16 protein-coding genes and 1 pseudogene are annotated in these 14,577 nt (G+C 44.6%); 11 read left to right on the top strand and 6 right to left on the bottom strand.

Annotated features, from left to right (window positions below; genetic code table 11):
- Positions 1 to 165: 165 nt before the first annotated feature.
- A complete protein-coding gene (locus H6F74_RS09800) occupies positions 166 to 420 on the bottom strand; it encodes a catalase-related domain-containing protein (protein ID WP_190439822.1) in 255 nt (84 codons plus the stop codon).
- Positions 421 to 699: 279 nt separating this feature from the next.
- Between H6F74_RS09800 and H6F74_RS09795 the strand changes: the two genes are divergently transcribed.
- The 4 genes from H6F74_RS09795 to H6F74_RS09780 all read left to right on the top strand — a co-directional run bounded on the left by H6F74_RS09795 (position 700) and on the right by H6F74_RS09780 (position 3,461).
- Positions 700 to 915 (top strand): hypothetical protein, encoded by a 216-nt coding sequence (locus H6F74_RS09795; RefSeq protein ID WP_190439818.1) that lies wholly within the window; start codon positions 700 to 702, stop codon positions 913 to 915.
- Positions 908 to 1,339, top strand: coding sequence for an aspartyl protease family protein (locus H6F74_RS09790; protein ID WP_190439815.1), 432 nt, complete (start codon positions 908 to 910; stop codon positions 1,337 to 1,339). Before H6F74_RS09795 ends, H6F74_RS09790 begins: the two co-directional genes overlap by 8 nt.
- Before the next feature lie 273 nt (positions 1,340 to 1,612).
- Positions 1,613 to 2,419, top strand: a complete 807-nt coding sequence (locus H6F74_RS09785) for a DUF6745 domain-containing protein (RefSeq protein ID WP_190439812.1) — start codon at positions 1,613 to 1,615, stop codon at positions 2,417 to 2,419.
- 73 nt (positions 2,420 to 2,492) lie between these two features.
- Positions 2,493 to 3,461 carry a protochlorophyllide reductase gene (locus H6F74_RS09780; protein ID WP_190439810.1) on the top strand — a complete coding sequence of 323 codons (969 nt, stop codon included), beginning with the start codon at positions 2,493 to 2,495 and terminating at the stop codon, positions 3,459 to 3,461.
- A 153-nt stretch (positions 3,462 to 3,614) separates the two neighbouring features.
- Here the strand turns inward: H6F74_RS09780 and H6F74_RS09775 are convergent, their stop codons facing one another.
- A complete protein-coding gene (locus tag H6F74_RS09775; protein ID WP_190439808.1) occupies positions 3,615 to 4,331 on the bottom strand; it encodes a hypothetical protein in 717 nt (238 codons plus the stop codon).
- 602 nt (positions 4,332 to 4,933) lie between these two features.
- Between H6F74_RS09775 and H6F74_RS30925 the strand changes: the two are divergent.
- From H6F74_RS30925 to H6F74_RS29920, 5 genes and pseudogenes are all read left to right on the top strand, one after another.
- Positions 4,934 to 5,017, top strand: a pseudogene (locus H6F74_RS30925) (glutathione S-transferase family protein); the annotation flags it as partial.
- A 209-nt stretch (positions 5,018 to 5,226) separates the two neighbouring features.
- Positions 5,227 to 6,303, top strand: coding sequence for an ATP-binding protein (locus tag H6F74_RS09765; RefSeq protein ID WP_190439804.1), 1,077 nt, complete (start codon positions 5,227 to 5,229; stop codon positions 6,301 to 6,303).
- On the top strand, positions 6,303 to 6,914 hold the full coding sequence (locus tag H6F74_RS09760) for a DUF3226 domain-containing protein (RefSeq protein ID WP_190439802.1): 612 nt from the start codon (positions 6,303 to 6,305) through the stop codon (positions 6,912 to 6,914). Before H6F74_RS09765 ends, H6F74_RS09760 begins: the two co-directional genes overlap by 1 nt.
- A gap of 339 nt (positions 6,915 to 7,253) precedes the next feature.
- Positions 7,254 to 7,664, top strand: a complete 411-nt coding sequence (locus H6F74_RS29925; RefSeq protein WP_242021968.1) for a glutathione S-transferase family protein — start codon at positions 7,254 to 7,256, stop codon at positions 7,662 to 7,664.
- Complete coding sequence (locus H6F74_RS29920; RefSeq protein ID WP_347269499.1) at positions 7,665 to 7,946, top strand: glutathione S-transferase C-terminal domain-containing protein; 282 nt, start codon at positions 7,665 to 7,667, stop codon at positions 7,944 to 7,946.
- A 42-nt stretch (positions 7,947 to 7,988) separates the two neighbouring features.
- Here H6F74_RS29920 and H6F74_RS09750 read toward each other — a convergent pair whose 3' ends face one another.
- From H6F74_RS09750 to H6F74_RS09740, 3 genes are all read right to left on the bottom strand, one after another.
- Entirely contained in the window at positions 7,989 to 8,399 is a 411-nt protein-coding gene (locus tag H6F74_RS09750) for a VOC family protein (protein WP_190439800.1), read from the bottom strand.
- A 169-nt stretch (positions 8,400 to 8,568) separates the two neighbouring features.
- On the bottom strand, positions 8,569 to 10,221 hold the full coding sequence (locus tag H6F74_RS09745) for an AarF/ABC1/UbiB kinase family protein (protein ID WP_313931378.1): 1,653 nt from the start codon (positions 10,219 to 10,221) through the stop codon (positions 8,569 to 8,571).
- Between the two features lie 134 nt (positions 10,222 to 10,355).
- Positions 10,356 to 11,417 (bottom strand): mannose-1-phosphate guanylyltransferase, encoded by a 1,062-nt coding sequence (locus H6F74_RS09740; protein ID WP_190439783.1) that lies wholly within the window; start codon positions 11,415 to 11,417, stop codon positions 10,356 to 10,358.
- Between the two features lie 183 nt (positions 11,418 to 11,600).
- On the opposite strand from H6F74_RS09740, the gene H6F74_RS09735 reads away from it, so the two are divergent.
- Complete coding sequence (locus H6F74_RS09735) at positions 11,601 to 13,004, top strand: LCP family protein (RefSeq protein WP_190439779.1); 1,404 nt, start codon at positions 11,601 to 11,603, stop codon at positions 13,002 to 13,004.
- Positions 13,005 to 13,252: 248 nt separating this feature from the next.
- On the top strand, positions 13,253 to 13,843 hold the full coding sequence (locus H6F74_RS09730; RefSeq protein ID WP_190439777.1) for a pentapeptide repeat-containing protein: 591 nt from the start codon (positions 13,253 to 13,255) through the stop codon (positions 13,841 to 13,843).
- On the opposite strand, the gene H6F74_RS09725 is transcribed toward H6F74_RS09730, so the two are convergent.
- The gene (locus H6F74_RS09725; RefSeq protein ID WP_190439766.1) at positions 13,829 to 14,539 is read right to left on the bottom strand and encodes a GDSL-type esterase/lipase family protein; all 711 of its coding nucleotides are present in this window, start codon (positions 14,537 to 14,539) and stop codon (positions 13,829 to 13,831) included. The genes H6F74_RS09730 and H6F74_RS09725 overlap by 15 nt on opposite strands.
- Positions 14,540 to 14,577: the final 38 nt, after the last annotated feature.

Here is a 14,577-nt window from a genome sequence, read left to right as displayed (position 1 = left end):
ATTTTCCCTCCAATTTTTTAGGAGAACTGCTGAGAGTAACTTGATAAGTAATTCCAAATACAGAATTGTCATTAAGCCGGAAAGCCTTTGGGTAGGGGCGTTATTGATACACCTCTGTTAAAAACAGGTTTACCTACCCAAAGGAGAAACCCGACAGTTAATAATTTAGGCTGTTACAGGTTGAGGATTGTTTTGTTGATTTTGTTGCAGCATACCGGGGTCAATGTCAATGCTCAACGCCTTGGCAACACGCATACCGTAATCCATATCGGCGCGGAAGAAGTGACAGAGTTGCCGCATTTGAATGTCTTGCCGTGCGCCGCTTAATGCTCCTGCGATCGCTCCATCTGTCAGGGAATTCTGGTTATCAGCAATTGTGCAACCTGTGGCGGTGGTCAACTTTTCGCGATCGCTGCTCATAGATATCCTTACTTAACCTTATTTAACTCAAACTCGTAATGAGTACGTAAAAAAATCATACTCATTACGACTCCGGATTGGCAAGAGGAATTTTGAGAATTTCAGAACCGACCAGCTAGCTTAAGAGCGATCGCTCAAGCGCAAATCACCATATCATCTACGACTGCCTCATCGGAACCAGTTGAGCTACCAGCAGCAATACAATTAGGTAATCCAATTGGCTCAGTAGGTTCCAAGTATATGATGAAAAAGCGTACCTGACCTACCGGAGTGGTTTACATGGTATCAACAGAATTACTTTCTACTCTACGAGGGCTTAACCGGGCAGATAAGTTATATGTTATGCAGGTTTTGATCTCAGAGTTAGCTCAACAAGAAACAGACCTGATCAAGCCCGATCTATCCTACCCCGTATGGTCGCCCTATGATGCGTTTGAAGCAGCAGATATTATGCTAAAAGTTTTACAAGCTGCCAAAACTCAAGACGATGCGTAACGCCCAACGGTATCCGTTTATCTCTGCTGATATTGCATTAGGCGAGGCAGGTTTTCGTCCGTATCTTCCTATCACCTTAGTCAATCAGAAAAGTTCTGTCGCCACGTCCGGTTTATTAGATACCGGAGCAACGGTGAATGTGCTACCTTACCCGGTGGGGGTTGAGCTTGGGTATGAGTGGGAGCAGCAAACAACAACTTTGAGTTTAACAGGTAATTTAGCTCAGTATGAAGCGCGTGTAGTCGTTGTTCAAGCACTGGTTGGGCAATTTCAACCTGTGCAACTCGTATTCGCATGGACACAGGCTGTAAGTGTGCCACTAATATTAGGACAAGTGAACTTCTTTATGGAGTTTGATGCCTGTTTCTACCGTTCGCAGCTACAGTTTGAAGTCAGTCCTAAAGCGGTAGTTTCCGACGCTTAGCCAGTTTGGGGATACAAGATCGAGAAAGTGTTTTGGTGCTAATCTAATGGGTGACATTAAAGCGATCGCCACTTTGAAGATGTCGCCGCAAATCGCTCCTCAAATTGGAAAAATAAAAGCACTGGGTTATTTCTGTTGTAGTTGCCATGAATATAGCAGAGCGACTCCCCACCTTACGGAGCCTGTCTCGTGCAGACAAACTCAAATTCAGGCAGTTTCTTGTTTTAGAATTAGCTAAGGAAGAAGACGTCCTGCTTTTGGAACCAGGAGACTATGGTAAGTCGTAAGATTGTTGTAAACTTAACTGATGAACAAGAAGCACTGATCCCCACGTATCGAAAAAAGTGGCGATCGATCCAGAACTCGGTAAAACCAACTGATCGCGATCAAGTCACCGAAGCGATCAACGCAGCTTACCTTATTAGCGATTATCCAAAACCTAAAATCTTGTTCTATAACAATCCTCTAATAGCAATTCAAGAAGTTGCTCAGATTGAAGATGTTCTGCATTATCTAGGTCGCAGTATTGAAAGCAAATTAAAAAAAAGAGTGTTTGAGCATATTGTAAGCGGATTTAAACAACAGCTTGACAACCGTCTTTTTATTAGATTGCGAAATCAAACCCTATACTCTGATTTTCCCTACTATTCAACACAAGATAAGCCTCAAGCTTTGTACTTTCCGCACACGATAATGAGGTGTTTGAAGAGACAATTATTCGCCGAGCTTGAGAGATTCAATCCTGAACTGGAATTTACTTGTGTTTCCAAGTTTATATATTGTCTCGATAGACCAGCGGAGTGGGCGAGTTGGGGATGTATGTTCGATTTCTGTATTTCAGTTCTTAAGTTGCATCATGACAGCAAGAAATGGCAAGTTGTTCAACAGCTAATTCAAAATTGTGGTTTTTTGTTTCTATACGAAAAAGTTTGTATTGTCTGCGATCGCCCTTGCAAACTATCTTTTGATGAAGAAAATTTACTTCATGCCGAAGGAGAGCCAGCCCTTCAATTTGTAGATGGTTACAGTATTTATGCTAATCACGGTAGATGTCTTTTCGAGATACCCCTCGAAAAATAAGAGCTGATGACCCAGTGGTGTAAAATCCTAGATCCTAGAGATAGTTAACGGCGGTCAACGGAGTCTGAACAGAATGGAATCACATCGGAAGCCAACGGTTGTAATCACGGGTGCCTCGTCAGGGGTTGGTTTGTACGGTGCAAAAGCGCTTGCTAAAAGGGGATGGCACGTAGTGATGGCTTGTCGGGATTTGGAGAAGGGGCAGAAAGCTGCTGAAACGGCGGAAATCCCCCAAGACAGCTACACCCTTATGCAAATTGACCTAGCCTCTTTGGAGAGCGTTCGCCAGTTCGTGAATAACTTCAGAGCCAGCGGCAAGTCCTTGGACGCTTTGGTGTGCAACGCCGCAGTTTATCTCCCTTTATTAAAAGAACCAATGCGGAGCGCCGAAGGCTATGAACTAAGCGTGGCGACGAATCACCTCGGTCATTTCCTGCTGTGCAACCTGATGCTGGAGGATCTGAAAAAGTCCTCTTATCCAGATCGCAGACTTGTGATTTTGGGAACTGTGACGGCAAATCCGAAGGAGTTGGGAGGTAAGATTCCGATTCCAGCGCCTCCAGACTTAGGCAATCTCCAAGGCTTTGAAGCTGGTTTCAAAGAACCGATTGCGATGATTAACGGCAAGAAGTTTAAACCCGGCAAAGCTTACAAAGATAGCAAGCTTTGCAATGTTTTGACTATGCGGGAACTGCATCGGCGCTATCACTCTGCAACAGGCATCACCTTTAATTCCCTCTATCCGGGATGCGTTGCAGATACGCCCCTATTCCGCAACCACTATCCTCTGTTTCGGAAAATTTTCCCGCTGTTCCAAAAGAACATTACCGGGGGATACGTGTCTCAGGAATTGGCAGGAGAAAGGGTTGGCGCGATTGTTGCCGATCCTGAATACAAGGAATCCGGGATGTATTGGAGTTGGGGAAATCGCCAGAAACCAGGTCGTCAGTCTTTTGTGCAAGAGGTTTCTGACGAAGCCAGCGATGATAACAAAGCTCAAAAGCTGTGGGATCTGAGCGCTAAGTTAGTTGGAGTAGCGTAACGAAGGCTGAGCGTTACCATCCGTACAAACCTGTCTTCACGATTGAATTGATCTATAAGAGTGTCGAGTGCTACAGACGCAGGAGAATAGCCTCAAAGTAAATGGCTTTGAGGCTATTCTCCTTCAAACTATTAACGCTTGAATTTATGGCTGTTACTGAGCAGAACTATCTGGACTATCGGCACCAGCATTTTGTGGGCTGCTGCTGGATGTTGTACCTGTTTCTGTTTCAGTTGATTCCCCTTGAGCAGGAGTGCGATCGCTCTCACTTTCGGACTGTGTGGGAGCAGTTTGTGTAGAAGGTGCTTCTTGAGCCTCAGGCTGTTTTGGCTCAGAACCGGGAACAGTAATGTTGATGTCTGGTGCTGGTGCTGCTGGTTGAGGTGCCGGAGCTTGCTTTTGAGGAACTGGAACCAAAACATCCCTAGTTCTTTCAATGATTGTGGTTTCTTTTTTAGGAGCTTGCTTCGCTTCAGGAGCTGGCTTCGCTTCAGGAGCTGGCTTGGCATCTGGTTGTCTAGGAACCACAATATTTGGGATAACCGGAGCGGGTGCCTCATTCCCTTGGTTTAAAAAGAACCAAGTACCAGCGGCTAAGCCCACCAGCGAAGTCAGGAGCAAGCCAATTACTAAGCCACTCGCGGCATTGTTGTTATCCCGAACAGCTAAATTCTCTTCTTGGTAGCTGCGCTCGGAGACTCGACCGTTAACGTAACCATCCCGGTAGGAGTCAGAGTTAGACTTAACAACGCCATTATTAACCGTTTCTTCTGTTCGCGTTACGTTGGTATGAGTATGACCGTTAGCGTCATTGTAAGAATCCTGACGAACTTCACGGTTATAAGTTTGGCGGTCATTTTGATTAGCCATAGCTGTTGATAAACTCCAAAAAAATGTAGATAAATTAAAATTTTGAAAGTCTGTCGGTGTGACGTACTTTCTTTCAAAAAAGAATTCTTAGCTTTGTTGTAGTTTGATTCGCTACTTATGCTTGAATTGTTTTCAGAATAACTTCTGCAAACGCACTAACGGCTCTATCTCAAGAGCGTATTCTTACTTCTATCAAAGGACTGAATGTTTCAATAACTGCTATAAGCTATTAGCGAAAGCTGATAAATATAGAGCAAACTTAATAAAGCGAAACTACTTTCAATAAAATGGGTATCTTTACTAAATCTTCATTTTTATATGAGCAATCTTTACTGAATATTTATAGATAAAAGAAACCAGTTATGCTGAGTATTAAGCCGTTTGTAGGCATAGGCGTTTATAGATGAATGGCACTGACATAAGGAGAAATGCGAAGATTTGTAGGTTTGTTCCATGCGACTAACCGTTACCCAACATTTCAAAGGGTTTAGCTGGGTTCGTCGAATGAAATCCAGCCTATGAGGTTCAGGCTTAAGTCAGTGACTCATAGTAAAAATCAAGCCGTAACCAGCAACGGTAGCGATCGCGTCTGAGAATTCACTATCATCAACGAGTATCTAGATGAAGTATTCCCCGAACCGCCCTTGATGCCAAGCAATCCGGGAGAAAGAGCGATCGCACTCCTCCTCTATTCAAAACACCAACACACCGAGGAAAATATTCTGTCAAAATGATAGATAAATTAGCACTAGATAGATCGCTCATCGGGGCAATTATGGTATGTTTAGAAAATAGCGGAGCTAAAGCTATCTATAGCAGCCAATTGATTGACTAAAGGGAGTATAAGCTCTTATTGGTAAGAAGCTTCAACAACGAAAAGGCATAAAAACAAGCTATGTTGTGTTCCTTTATACTTAAAAATTTTCGTGGTTTCCAGAACTTTACCCTTGAGCCACTAGAACGAATAAACTTAATTGCTGGCAAGAATAACGTTGGCAAAACATCATTACTAGAAGCTATTTTTCTTTTACTCAACCCAACCAATCCTGAATCACTTCTTCAGGTTAATACTGTTCGGGGCATTAATAGAGCTAGCAGATTTGAAGATATTGAAAGAATGAGAGGTTTTTTTCTCAACCAAGATATAGAAAAAGTTGTCAATCTCAGCACTATAGAAAATAACAACGTGCAACGCTCATTAAAAGTTTTTTTTGCTAATTCCGATGAAATTCCTTCGGTACCACCCTTGCACGAGGATAATGATATAACGCCTTTCAAAGCTAATGAATCATTAACAACAGAGGTCGAACAATACGATAGATTAGTGTTTGAGTATCAAGATTCAACTGGTATCCTCCGCACTCCACTGAGAGCTGATGGAAGATTAGTGGGAGTACGCTATCGACGAGAAAAATTTCCTTTGGGCATATATATCACCACCAGCACACGTTCTCCTAGAGAAGATGCTGAGCGCTTTAGTAACCTGGAACGTGTAGGACGGCAAAACGAAGTTTTAGAAACCCTGCGCTTGCTAGAACCCCGCTTGCAACGCCTTACCTTATTGGTTGTAGATCGTGAACCGATCATCCACGGCGATATCGGTATGCGTGAACTTGTACCACTACCACTGATGGGAGAAGGTATGGGACGTTTGCTCTCGATTGTATTGGCTATTGCAAATGCTAAAGGTGGAACCATTCTTATTGACGAGATTGAAAATGGTTTGCATTACTCAGTTTTAACTGATGTTTGGAGAACAATAGCAGATGCTACCCGCCGAGCAGACGCACAGATATTCGCTACTACCCATAGCCGGGAGTGCATCATAGCAGCTCACGAAGCGTTGGAGACTGGTGCAAAATATGATTTCCGTTACCATCGACTTGAGCGGGTAAAAGATGGCATTCAAGCAGTTGCTTACGACAGGGAAACATTGGCAACCTCTGATGAGATGAACTTGGAGATGCGCTGATGCCCAACACCCCGCAACAACTCTTAAAACCTAAACTGCTCATTGGCGAAGGTTCTGAAGAGGTATTATTTTTCACCGCATTGCTAACCCACCTTAATATTACTGATATTCAAGTCGAAGAGTATAGAGGTAAGCAAGGGCTGAGGAATTATCTGAAAACCTTATTAGTACGACCTGGTTATACAGATGTTGTTTCTTTAGCTATTACACGAGACGCAGATAGTTGTGCAAAAAGTGCATTTCAAAGTGTATGCAGCGCTTTAAACTATGCCAGATTAGCTGTACCCAGTAAGTCTGGAGGGATTGCTGGCAATAGTCCCCAAGTCGGTGTAATGATTCTTCCAGATGACCAAAATCCTGGAATGCTTGAAGATGTTTGTCTAGCTGCTGTCGCAACAGATCCGGTTTTGCAATGTGTAGACAAATACTTTGAGTGTGTGACCAACACTACTAGACGACAACCTAACAATATGGGAAAAGCACGTATACGTGCTTGGTTATCGTCACAGATTGACCCGGATAAGCGTTTGGGCGAAGCCGCGAAGGCGGGTTACTTGCCGTGGGATAGCCCCGCATTTGATCGCCTCAAACAATTCTTACAAGCTCTTTGACACTTGCAGATTTTCTTAACTCTTCTAAGGCAGTTTATTGAAGTTTGGTTACATGGCGCGATCTCGCTCCAGCGCCAACTCATTATATCTGTTCTAATAACCAAGCACTAACAGCCGTCCCATCTACCTGACGAGTGTGCTAAGACGCCTGTTTTAGCAACGTCATCGTCAAACTGGTAATAGCTGAGACTGAGTAATTAATTAACTCTAAGCTTCAACAATAGCAAACGCAACTATCGGATAGTAGGAGAGGTTTTATACGGTCGCATTCTCCCCAACCACCCACAAACTCAGCCGCCAGAGGTGACAATCAAGCTATAACTAGCAAAGGATAAAGTCATGGCACAAGTAGAAATCTATAGTGCAAGCGTGTGTCCCTATGCCCATCGGACGCGACTGGCGCTGCTGGAGAAAGGTGTAGAGTTTAAACTGACCGAGATTGATTTGCAAAATAAGCCGGAGTGGTTTGCGGATGTCTCGCCTTATGGCAAAGTGCCAGTTATTAAATACGGTAGCGATCGCGTCTGGGAATCCACTATCATCAACGAGTATCTAGATGATGTATTCCCCGAACCGCCATTAATGCCAAGCGAACCGGGACAAAGAGCGATCGCACGTATCTGGATTGATTTTGCTAATGTCAAATTCGTTCCTACTTTCTACAAATTACTGTTAAACCAGGAACCAGAGAAACAACAGCAATCAGCAGAAATCTTACGCAATCATCTGCTGTTTATGGAAAATGAATGAATTGGCAAAATATCAAGCGGTTCCTATTGGTTAGGAGAATCCCTCACTCTTGTCGATATCGCCTTTTACCCTTGGTTTGAGCGTTGGAGTGTACTGGAACACTATCGCGGTTTTGCCTTCCCTGCTGAATGTGTGCGGCTTCAGAAATGGTGGGATGTGATGAGCGATCGCGACTTAGTGCAAAGCATCAAACACACCGCAGACTTCTACATCGAGCAATACATACAATACGCCAATAACACCGCTTCCGGCATTACTGCCCAGGAAATGCGGCAAAACTGAAATTTGTCAAGTTAAAAGATATAAAAAGAAAGCGATCGCTACCTATGGAATATTAGGCATATGAACTAATTCCAATTTAATTCCATCTGGATCTGCGAAGAAAACGGCATAGTAACCAGGCGCATAATGGTTGTATTCCGCTGGCAAGTCGAGTATGGTAGCACCCATTTCTACCAGCAATTTATAAAGATTGTCTACCTGTTCCCGACTGTCGGCGTTAAAGGCAAGATGGTGCAATCCAGGCGAGTAGCGATCGTGAATTTTATTATCAGAGTTAGGATTACCTGGGTAAATCAAAATTGCTCCAGCATTTTCTAACCACCACATAGTGAAAGCATCAGTTTTCTCCACCTGTTGATAGCCCATGAATCTCAAAACAGAGTCATAGAAAGGCTCTGATTTTTCAATGCTGCTAACCGTCAAACTCAGATGATTTACGCTACCGAGGGTCATACAAAGCTACCGTTGTTCTCTTGAACAACGGTATTATATAATATCTGCCGACTTGTGAGAGGAAAAAGACGCGATCGCTTACTTCAAACCTTACCTAGATTTCATCCCAATTTATTGACAAATTTGGGATTTTGTGCAATTTTAAATTTTAGCGATCGCTATTTTTCTACTACCTCAAACGCCCAGAACGTAGGATACTAACAACTAACCACAACCCCAAAAAACTAGCAGCAGCAAATAGACCATTGCTTAACAAAGATAGTCCACCTCCTGTTTGAGCGTTGCTAGAAATAATCGCCGCCCCGATAATCAGCGAACCCACTACAACACTGAAGGAAAGGCGGTTAGCAGAATTCTCCAAACTGCGACGAAATGGAATGATGTCTGGCGTCTTTATATTCCACTTCAAAGTTTCAGAAGTGATTCTATCTAACAGTAACTCAAGCTGGCGGGGAGATTCCAAAGACAGACTTTTAACATCCAAAGCTGTTTGCAGCAAAGCTTGTAACGGCTCGTCCCCAAATAGCTGACGACGGAACAAATCTGTCATCAAAGGTTTAATTTCCTCGATTAGATTCATTTCCGGGTCAAATCGCCGCGCCGTCCCCTCCAAATTTGCCAAAGTTTTCGAGTATAAACCCATATTGCTAGGCAATCGTATTTTATTATCGCGGGCTACTTGCAGCACCTCATAAAATACTTGACTAAAGTTGATTTGCGACAGGTTGAGGTTGTAGTATTTTCGCAGCAGCTTCTCAAAATCACTCTCCAAGTTTGACACATTTGTCAAAGTAGCTGACTCAGCCAATTGCAGCGTTAATTGACTGCATCGACGTGCATCAATATTGACAATTGCTAACAGCATCTCCGTCACAATTTGCTGAGTGCGGGGGTCTAGTCGCCCCACCATCCCGCAATCAAGCAGCGCTACCCGATCATCTTTAAGATAAAAAATGTTGCCAGGATGCGGGTCAGCGTGAAAGAAGCCGTCAATATACAGCTGTTGAAAGAAAACGCGGCATAGTAATCGGGTAATTTCTCGCCGCCGCACATCGGGAGTTTTACCGTTGCTTTCTTCCCCAAACTCTGCCAACAAAAGCGGTACGCCATCCAGCCATTCCATCACCAATAACTTTTCTGTAGTAAACTCCCAGAAAATCTCTGGAATTACTACTTGGGTGGGATCGTACCAACGACTTTTAGATACATTTTGTCGCAGTTGATTGGTGTTTGCAGCTTCTTTAGTAAAGTCTAATTCTGCCAACAACGCTGTAGAAAATTCATCAGCTAAGGCAACAATATCTATGTCTGGCCCCAAGTCGGTGAATGTCACCAAACTTGCCACACCTTTAATTAAGGAGATATCTTGGGCGATTACCGCATCAATTCCCGGTCGCTGCACCTTCAGCGCCACATCTCGTCCGTCGGCTAAAGTTGCTTTATGAGTTTGGGCAATTGAACCAGCAGCAACGGCTTGGGGATTGATAGTGGCGAAAACTTCCTCCATCGGCCGCGATAACTGTTGCCGAATCACGATTTCAATTTGTGACCAAGGCACAGGCGGAACATCGTCTTGCAATAATGACAGTTCATTAATGTAGTCCGCCGATAGTAGGTCTGGGCGCGTTGAGAGCAGTTGTCCAAGTTTGACGTAGACGGGCCCCAAATCCACTAAAATGTTGCGGAGTACAGCTGGTGTTGGCAGTTTCGGCTCATCAGGTTTGCCGCCACTCAACAGCCGTCGCATATAGTCCCAGCCGTTGCGAAAGACGACTTCAAGAATTTCTCTTTGGCGAGAAGTGGTTTGGGTTAGGGAGTACACGGGTTTTGAAGGATAGCTAATGGCTAATGGCTAATCGCTAATGGCTAATGGTTCTTACACAATTAGCCATTAGCGATTGCCATCCTTATTAATACTTCATAGTTCTAATTTCTGCCTTCCGTTGGAGGATAGATTTAAAGCAGCTTTTCCAATTTGGGATTGCTTCGCAGCAACTCAAGAACCTTTTTGATTTCTTGGGTGCGGTCTTTTTTGACAACCAGGGTGACATTGCGATCGCGTACAATCACCACATCCTCCATCCCAATCGTCACAATTACCTCATCCTCTCCTTCAGCGTAGAGAATCGCCCCCTGCGTATCCATTCCTACATGAGTCGCCAGTTCCACGTTGGGCTTATCCCCTTTCAGCAACCGTTCGATGGCGTTCCAATCTCCCAAATCGTCCCATCCAAAAGACACTGGCAACACATAAGCCAGTTGCGTCTTCTCCATCAGCGCATAGTCAATACTCTTCTTCGGCAACTGAGAGTAAGCGGCTACGCCTTTTTCTTCCAAAAGACTGATGATTTCTGGTGCATAAGTATGCAGCTCCTTTAGCACCACCCCAGCTTGGAAAATGAACATCCCGCTGTTCCAGCTAAAGCGACCCGTCGCCAGAAACTCCTCCGCAGCTTCGCGGTCGGGCTTTTCTGTAAATCTGCTCACCGCGTAAGCAGGAAATCCGCCAAAATTGCCAATTTCTTCCCCTTGCTCAATGTAACCATAGCCTGTGGATGGATAATTCGGCTTAATTCCCAAAGTTACAATCGATGGCTGCGTTGCGGCTAAAGCTGCACCAGCTTCCAGAGTTTCCTGAAAAGCTTTCTCGTCGGCAATCCAGTGATCCGCCGGGAAAAAGCCTACTATACTGTCCTCACCATAAGCTTTCGCAATTTCCAGAGTTGTCCAAGCAACCGCAGGCGCAGTGTCGCGTCCTTCTGGTTCAACGAGCAAATTTTCTACTGGTAGCTGGGGAAGTTGTTCTTTCACACCTTCGGCTAACAAGCTAGAAGTACACACCCACAGCTTTTCCCAACCGCCAGCTAGGGACAGCAGACGGTCAGCTGTAGCTTGCAACAAACTTTTGCCGCTACCATCCAGACTTAAAAACTGCTTAGGTCGCTGCTTGCGACTCAGGGGCCAGAAGCGTTCTCCTTTGCCACCAGCTAGAATCACAGGTATCAAAGATTGAGTCATTTTAGCTACAGCCTATTTATTGTCTGCACTATATTAACGTTGTAGTCATGTGTCAGCAAAAAAAGCATTTCCCTAGAAACAAGATCATTTCCTTTAAGAGAGCGAGTAGCTGAAGTTATAATTCACCTTGGAATACAAGTCTCAGGAACGATACGATTAGGCTGCGATGATCGCGAGGTAAAAGTGGAAGAAGGCATCAAACAGCCTCAAACAAGTGTCGGACAAGAATCATCCAATGGTTCTGACAACGAGCAAGTATATCCCGATACAGAAGATGTGAATAGCGATGCTACCGAAGAGGTTACGTCTGACAAAGGCGGCTTGGGGCGGCGGTTGTTATGGATAGCTGCCGTTGTCCTCACAGCAACAGTTTCTGCAACAGTTGGGGCAACTTTGGCGCTAATTACCCCTTTGTCCCCGATTATCTCTTCTGACGCTTCCGGACAAAACTCACTAAACGATACCTGGGGTAAAGGCTTTCAGTATCGTCTGGCGCGACCTGTAAACATCCTCGTCATGGGGATTGACCGCCTCAACGAGTCCCCAGATAACTCACCCGATGCTTTCACAGGCAACAGCGACACAATGCTGCTTTTGCGCCTAGACCCCACAGACCATTCTGTAAAAATGCTTTCCATCCCACGGGATACGCGAGTAGAAATTCCTGGTGTTGGGGCGCAGAAAATCAACCAAGCGAACGTACACGGAGGGTCTGCTTTAGCGGCAAAAGTTGTTAGTGGCACCCTGAACAACGTGCCAATTGACCGTTACGTGCGAGTTACTACAGATGCCTTTGGGGAGTTGGTCGATTTAGTGGGTGGCGTTGAAGTATTTGTTCCCACCCAGATGTCCTATGAAGACAAAACCCAAAAACTTAAAATCGATCTTTCCCCAGGATGGCAAACTCTGAATGGAGATCAAGCGCAACAGTTCGCCCGGTTCCGTCAGGATCAGTATGGGGATATTGGTCGAGTACAACGTCAGCAAGCGCTGCTAAAGGCGTTGCGACAGCGTTTTACTAATCCAACTGTGCTGGCACAATTGCCTAAACTCATCCAAGTGATGTGGAAGTACATTGACACTAATCTCAGCTTGGAGGAAATGCTGGCGCTGGCAAGTTTTGGCATCAACTTAGAGCAAGATGATTACAAAATGGTGTTGTTACCCGGTCGATTCAGCGATCCTAAAGAGTACATTGCCAGTTATTGGATTCTGGATGAAGTGGGTAAAGACCGGATAGTGCGCGAATATTTTGACCAACAAACGACTGTTTCGGAAGTGGAAACAAGTCGTTCTCTGAGTAATTTGAGAATCGCTATCCAAAATGCTACCGGAGAGCCTAATGTAAGTAATCGCTTTGCTAAATATTTGGCTGACAAGGGATTTACTAATATTTATATCGTGCAGGATTGGCCCGACCAAGAAAGTCAAACTCAAATTATTGTGCAGCAAGGTGACTTAAGGAAGGCAGCGGATTTGAAAAGAGTTTTAGGTGTTGGTCATATTGAGGCTGCTTCCATTGGGGATCTGGAATCTGATATTACCCTGCGAATTGGGGAAGATTGGTTAAATACAGTTAAAGACTAAAATTATATTCTCGTTCTCAGCATCTGACTGAGAGGATGTCTGAAAAGTCATAATCGAGACGCTTAGAGGGTGGCGATCCCCCTTGCATCCCCCTTAAAAAGGGGGACTAAGAGAATCAAACTAACTTTTGACACTTCTTGGACATCCTCTGAAAACGCCTACCAGGAGGCAGAGCCTGGTGGATGTGGAAATAGAGGGTAAAATTAAAAATTGAAACCTTCATCTATTTTTAATTTATAATTTTTTCGATGAAACCTTACAACTTATTCGTTGCCAAACTTAGCCAGGAAACGCTGACTGGGAAGCAATCCCAGAGTCAGCCTGGGAAGGAGAAAAAGAGCTTTTTGATAGGTTTGCTCAGAGCAATTATAGTGCTAGTTCTTGCCTGGTTCTGGGTGATGTTGAGTGCTACTCCAGTTTTGGCTCAGCTAGATGGAATTAATTACACAAATATTAATTTGAATAACCGGGATTTCTCAAATGCAGATTTAGTGGGTGGGGTGTTTGTGTCTGCCGAAATGCGGAAGACAAATTTTCAAGGAGCCGATCTTACTAATGCCATATTGACAAAGGGTGTTTTATTGGGGGCAAATTTGCGAGGTGCAAACTTGACAGGCGCTTTGGTAGATCGGGTGACGTTAGATGAGGCTGATTTAAGTAATGCTATCCTCACGGAAGCGACTTTGATGCGATCGCGTTTTTACAATACCAACATCACTGGTGCTGATTTTACCGATGCTTTGATTGACCGCTATGAAGTGACTAAGTTATGCGATCGCGCTAGCGGGATCAACCCAGTGACTGGTGTCTCGACACGGGATAGTTTAGGGTGTCGTTAAGCTGAATTGCGAAAATTGTTGCATTGGCTCCCAGTTAAGGACATCTTGCAGCAATGCTTGATAGCCTAAAACATTAGGGTGCAGTCCGTCTTGGGTAAGACGCGATCGCCACCAATCTTTACCCCGATCCAGCCACAAATCAAAAATATCCAGATATGGAATCTGTCGCGCCACACACGCTAGGCGAGTCGCTTCTTTATACCGATACTGATCGGCGTGATTGAAGTATAAACAATCGAAAAACGGCATTTTCTCCTCATCCACTGGCACCATTCCCACAAATAAGACGGGACAAAGATGTTGTGCTTTTTCCAGCAAAGCTGCCATTTCAGCTTGAAAAACTTCAAAATCGGTGAAATTTCGCCCTGTAATTCGCGCCAGTCGCGCCGAATCATTTACCCCCACCGACAACGCGATCGCATCCGGGACGCGATTTCTCAATTCACCCCGATGGCGAAACTCCTGCTCTAAACGCTCTTGTACTTGCTTTACGCAGTCACCCCGGACACCCAAATTGTAGAGGACGTGTCCCGGACTATCCGGCAACATCCAGCGCCGCCGCAGCCTTTCCACCCAACCACCGCCTTCAGGATCGCCGTATCCATAAACAATGCTGTCTCCCAGCGCTACAAGCTTCAGGGGATGGCTATTAACTTGACCCAACGGCTTAACACTAGGTGCGACAATGGTTTGCATGAACTGTAATACCCGAAAAGTTTGTTTTCAGAACTCTA

This window comes from Trichocoleus sp. FACHB-90 (assembly GCF_014695505.1).
GTDB lineage: Bacteria > Cyanobacteriota > Cyanobacteriia > Cyanobacteriales > FACHB-T130 > Funiculus > Funiculus sociatus.
The sequence above is the reverse complement of the archived record's forward strand: the minus strand, read 5'-3'. Positions and strand labels throughout refer to the sequence as shown.

What these genes read in the sequence shown, in the direction of transcription:
- H6F74_RS09730 (WP_190439777.1), top strand. Translation starts at nt 13,253, where the DNA reads ATGAAACCTTACAACTTATTCGTTGCCAAACTTAGCCAGGAAACGCTG.
- H6F74_RS09765 (WP_190439804.1), top strand. Translation starts at nt 5,227, where the DNA reads ATGTTGTGTTCCTTTATACTTAAAAATTTTCGTGGTTTCCAGAACTTT.
- H6F74_RS09775 (WP_190439808.1), bottom strand. Translation starts at nt 4,331, where the DNA reads ATGGCTAATCAAAATGACCGCCAAACTTATAACCGTGAAGTTCGTCAG.
- H6F74_RS29925 (WP_242021968.1), top strand. Translation starts at nt 7,254, where the DNA reads ATGGCACAAGTAGAAATCTATAGTGCAAGCGTGTGTCCCTATGCCCAT.
- H6F74_RS09780 (WP_190439810.1), top strand. Translation starts at nt 2,493, where the DNA reads ATGGAATCACATCGGAAGCCAACGGTTGTAATCACGGGTGCCTCGTCA.
- H6F74_RS09760 (WP_190439802.1), top strand. Translation starts at nt 6,303, where the DNA reads ATGCCCAACACCCCGCAACAACTCTTAAAACCTAAACTGCTCATTGGC.
- H6F74_RS09740 (WP_190439783.1), bottom strand. Translation starts at nt 11,417, where the DNA reads ATGACTCAATCTTTGATACCTGTGATTCTAGCTGGTGGCAAAGGAGAA.
- H6F74_RS09790 (WP_190439815.1), top strand. Translation starts at nt 908, where the DNA reads ATGCGTAACGCCCAACGGTATCCGTTTATCTCTGCTGATATTGCATTA.
- H6F74_RS09800 (WP_190439822.1), bottom strand. Translation starts at nt 420, where the DNA reads ATGAGCAGCGATCGCGAAAAGTTGACCACCGCCACAGGTTGCACAATT.
- H6F74_RS09750 (WP_190439800.1), bottom strand. Translation starts at nt 8,399, where the DNA reads ATGACCCTCGGTAGCGTAAATCATCTGAGTTTGACGGTTAGCAGCATT.
- H6F74_RS09785 (WP_190439812.1), top strand. Translation starts at nt 1,613, where the DNA reads ATGGTAAGTCGTAAGATTGTTGTAAACTTAACTGATGAACAAGAAGCA.
- H6F74_RS09725 (WP_190439766.1), bottom strand. Translation starts at nt 14,539, where the DNA reads ATGCAAACCATTGTCGCACCTAGTGTTAAGCCGTTGGGTCAAGTTAAT.
- H6F74_RS09795 (WP_190439818.1), top strand. Translation starts at nt 700, where the DNA reads ATGGTATCAACAGAATTACTTTCTACTCTACGAGGGCTTAACCGGGCA.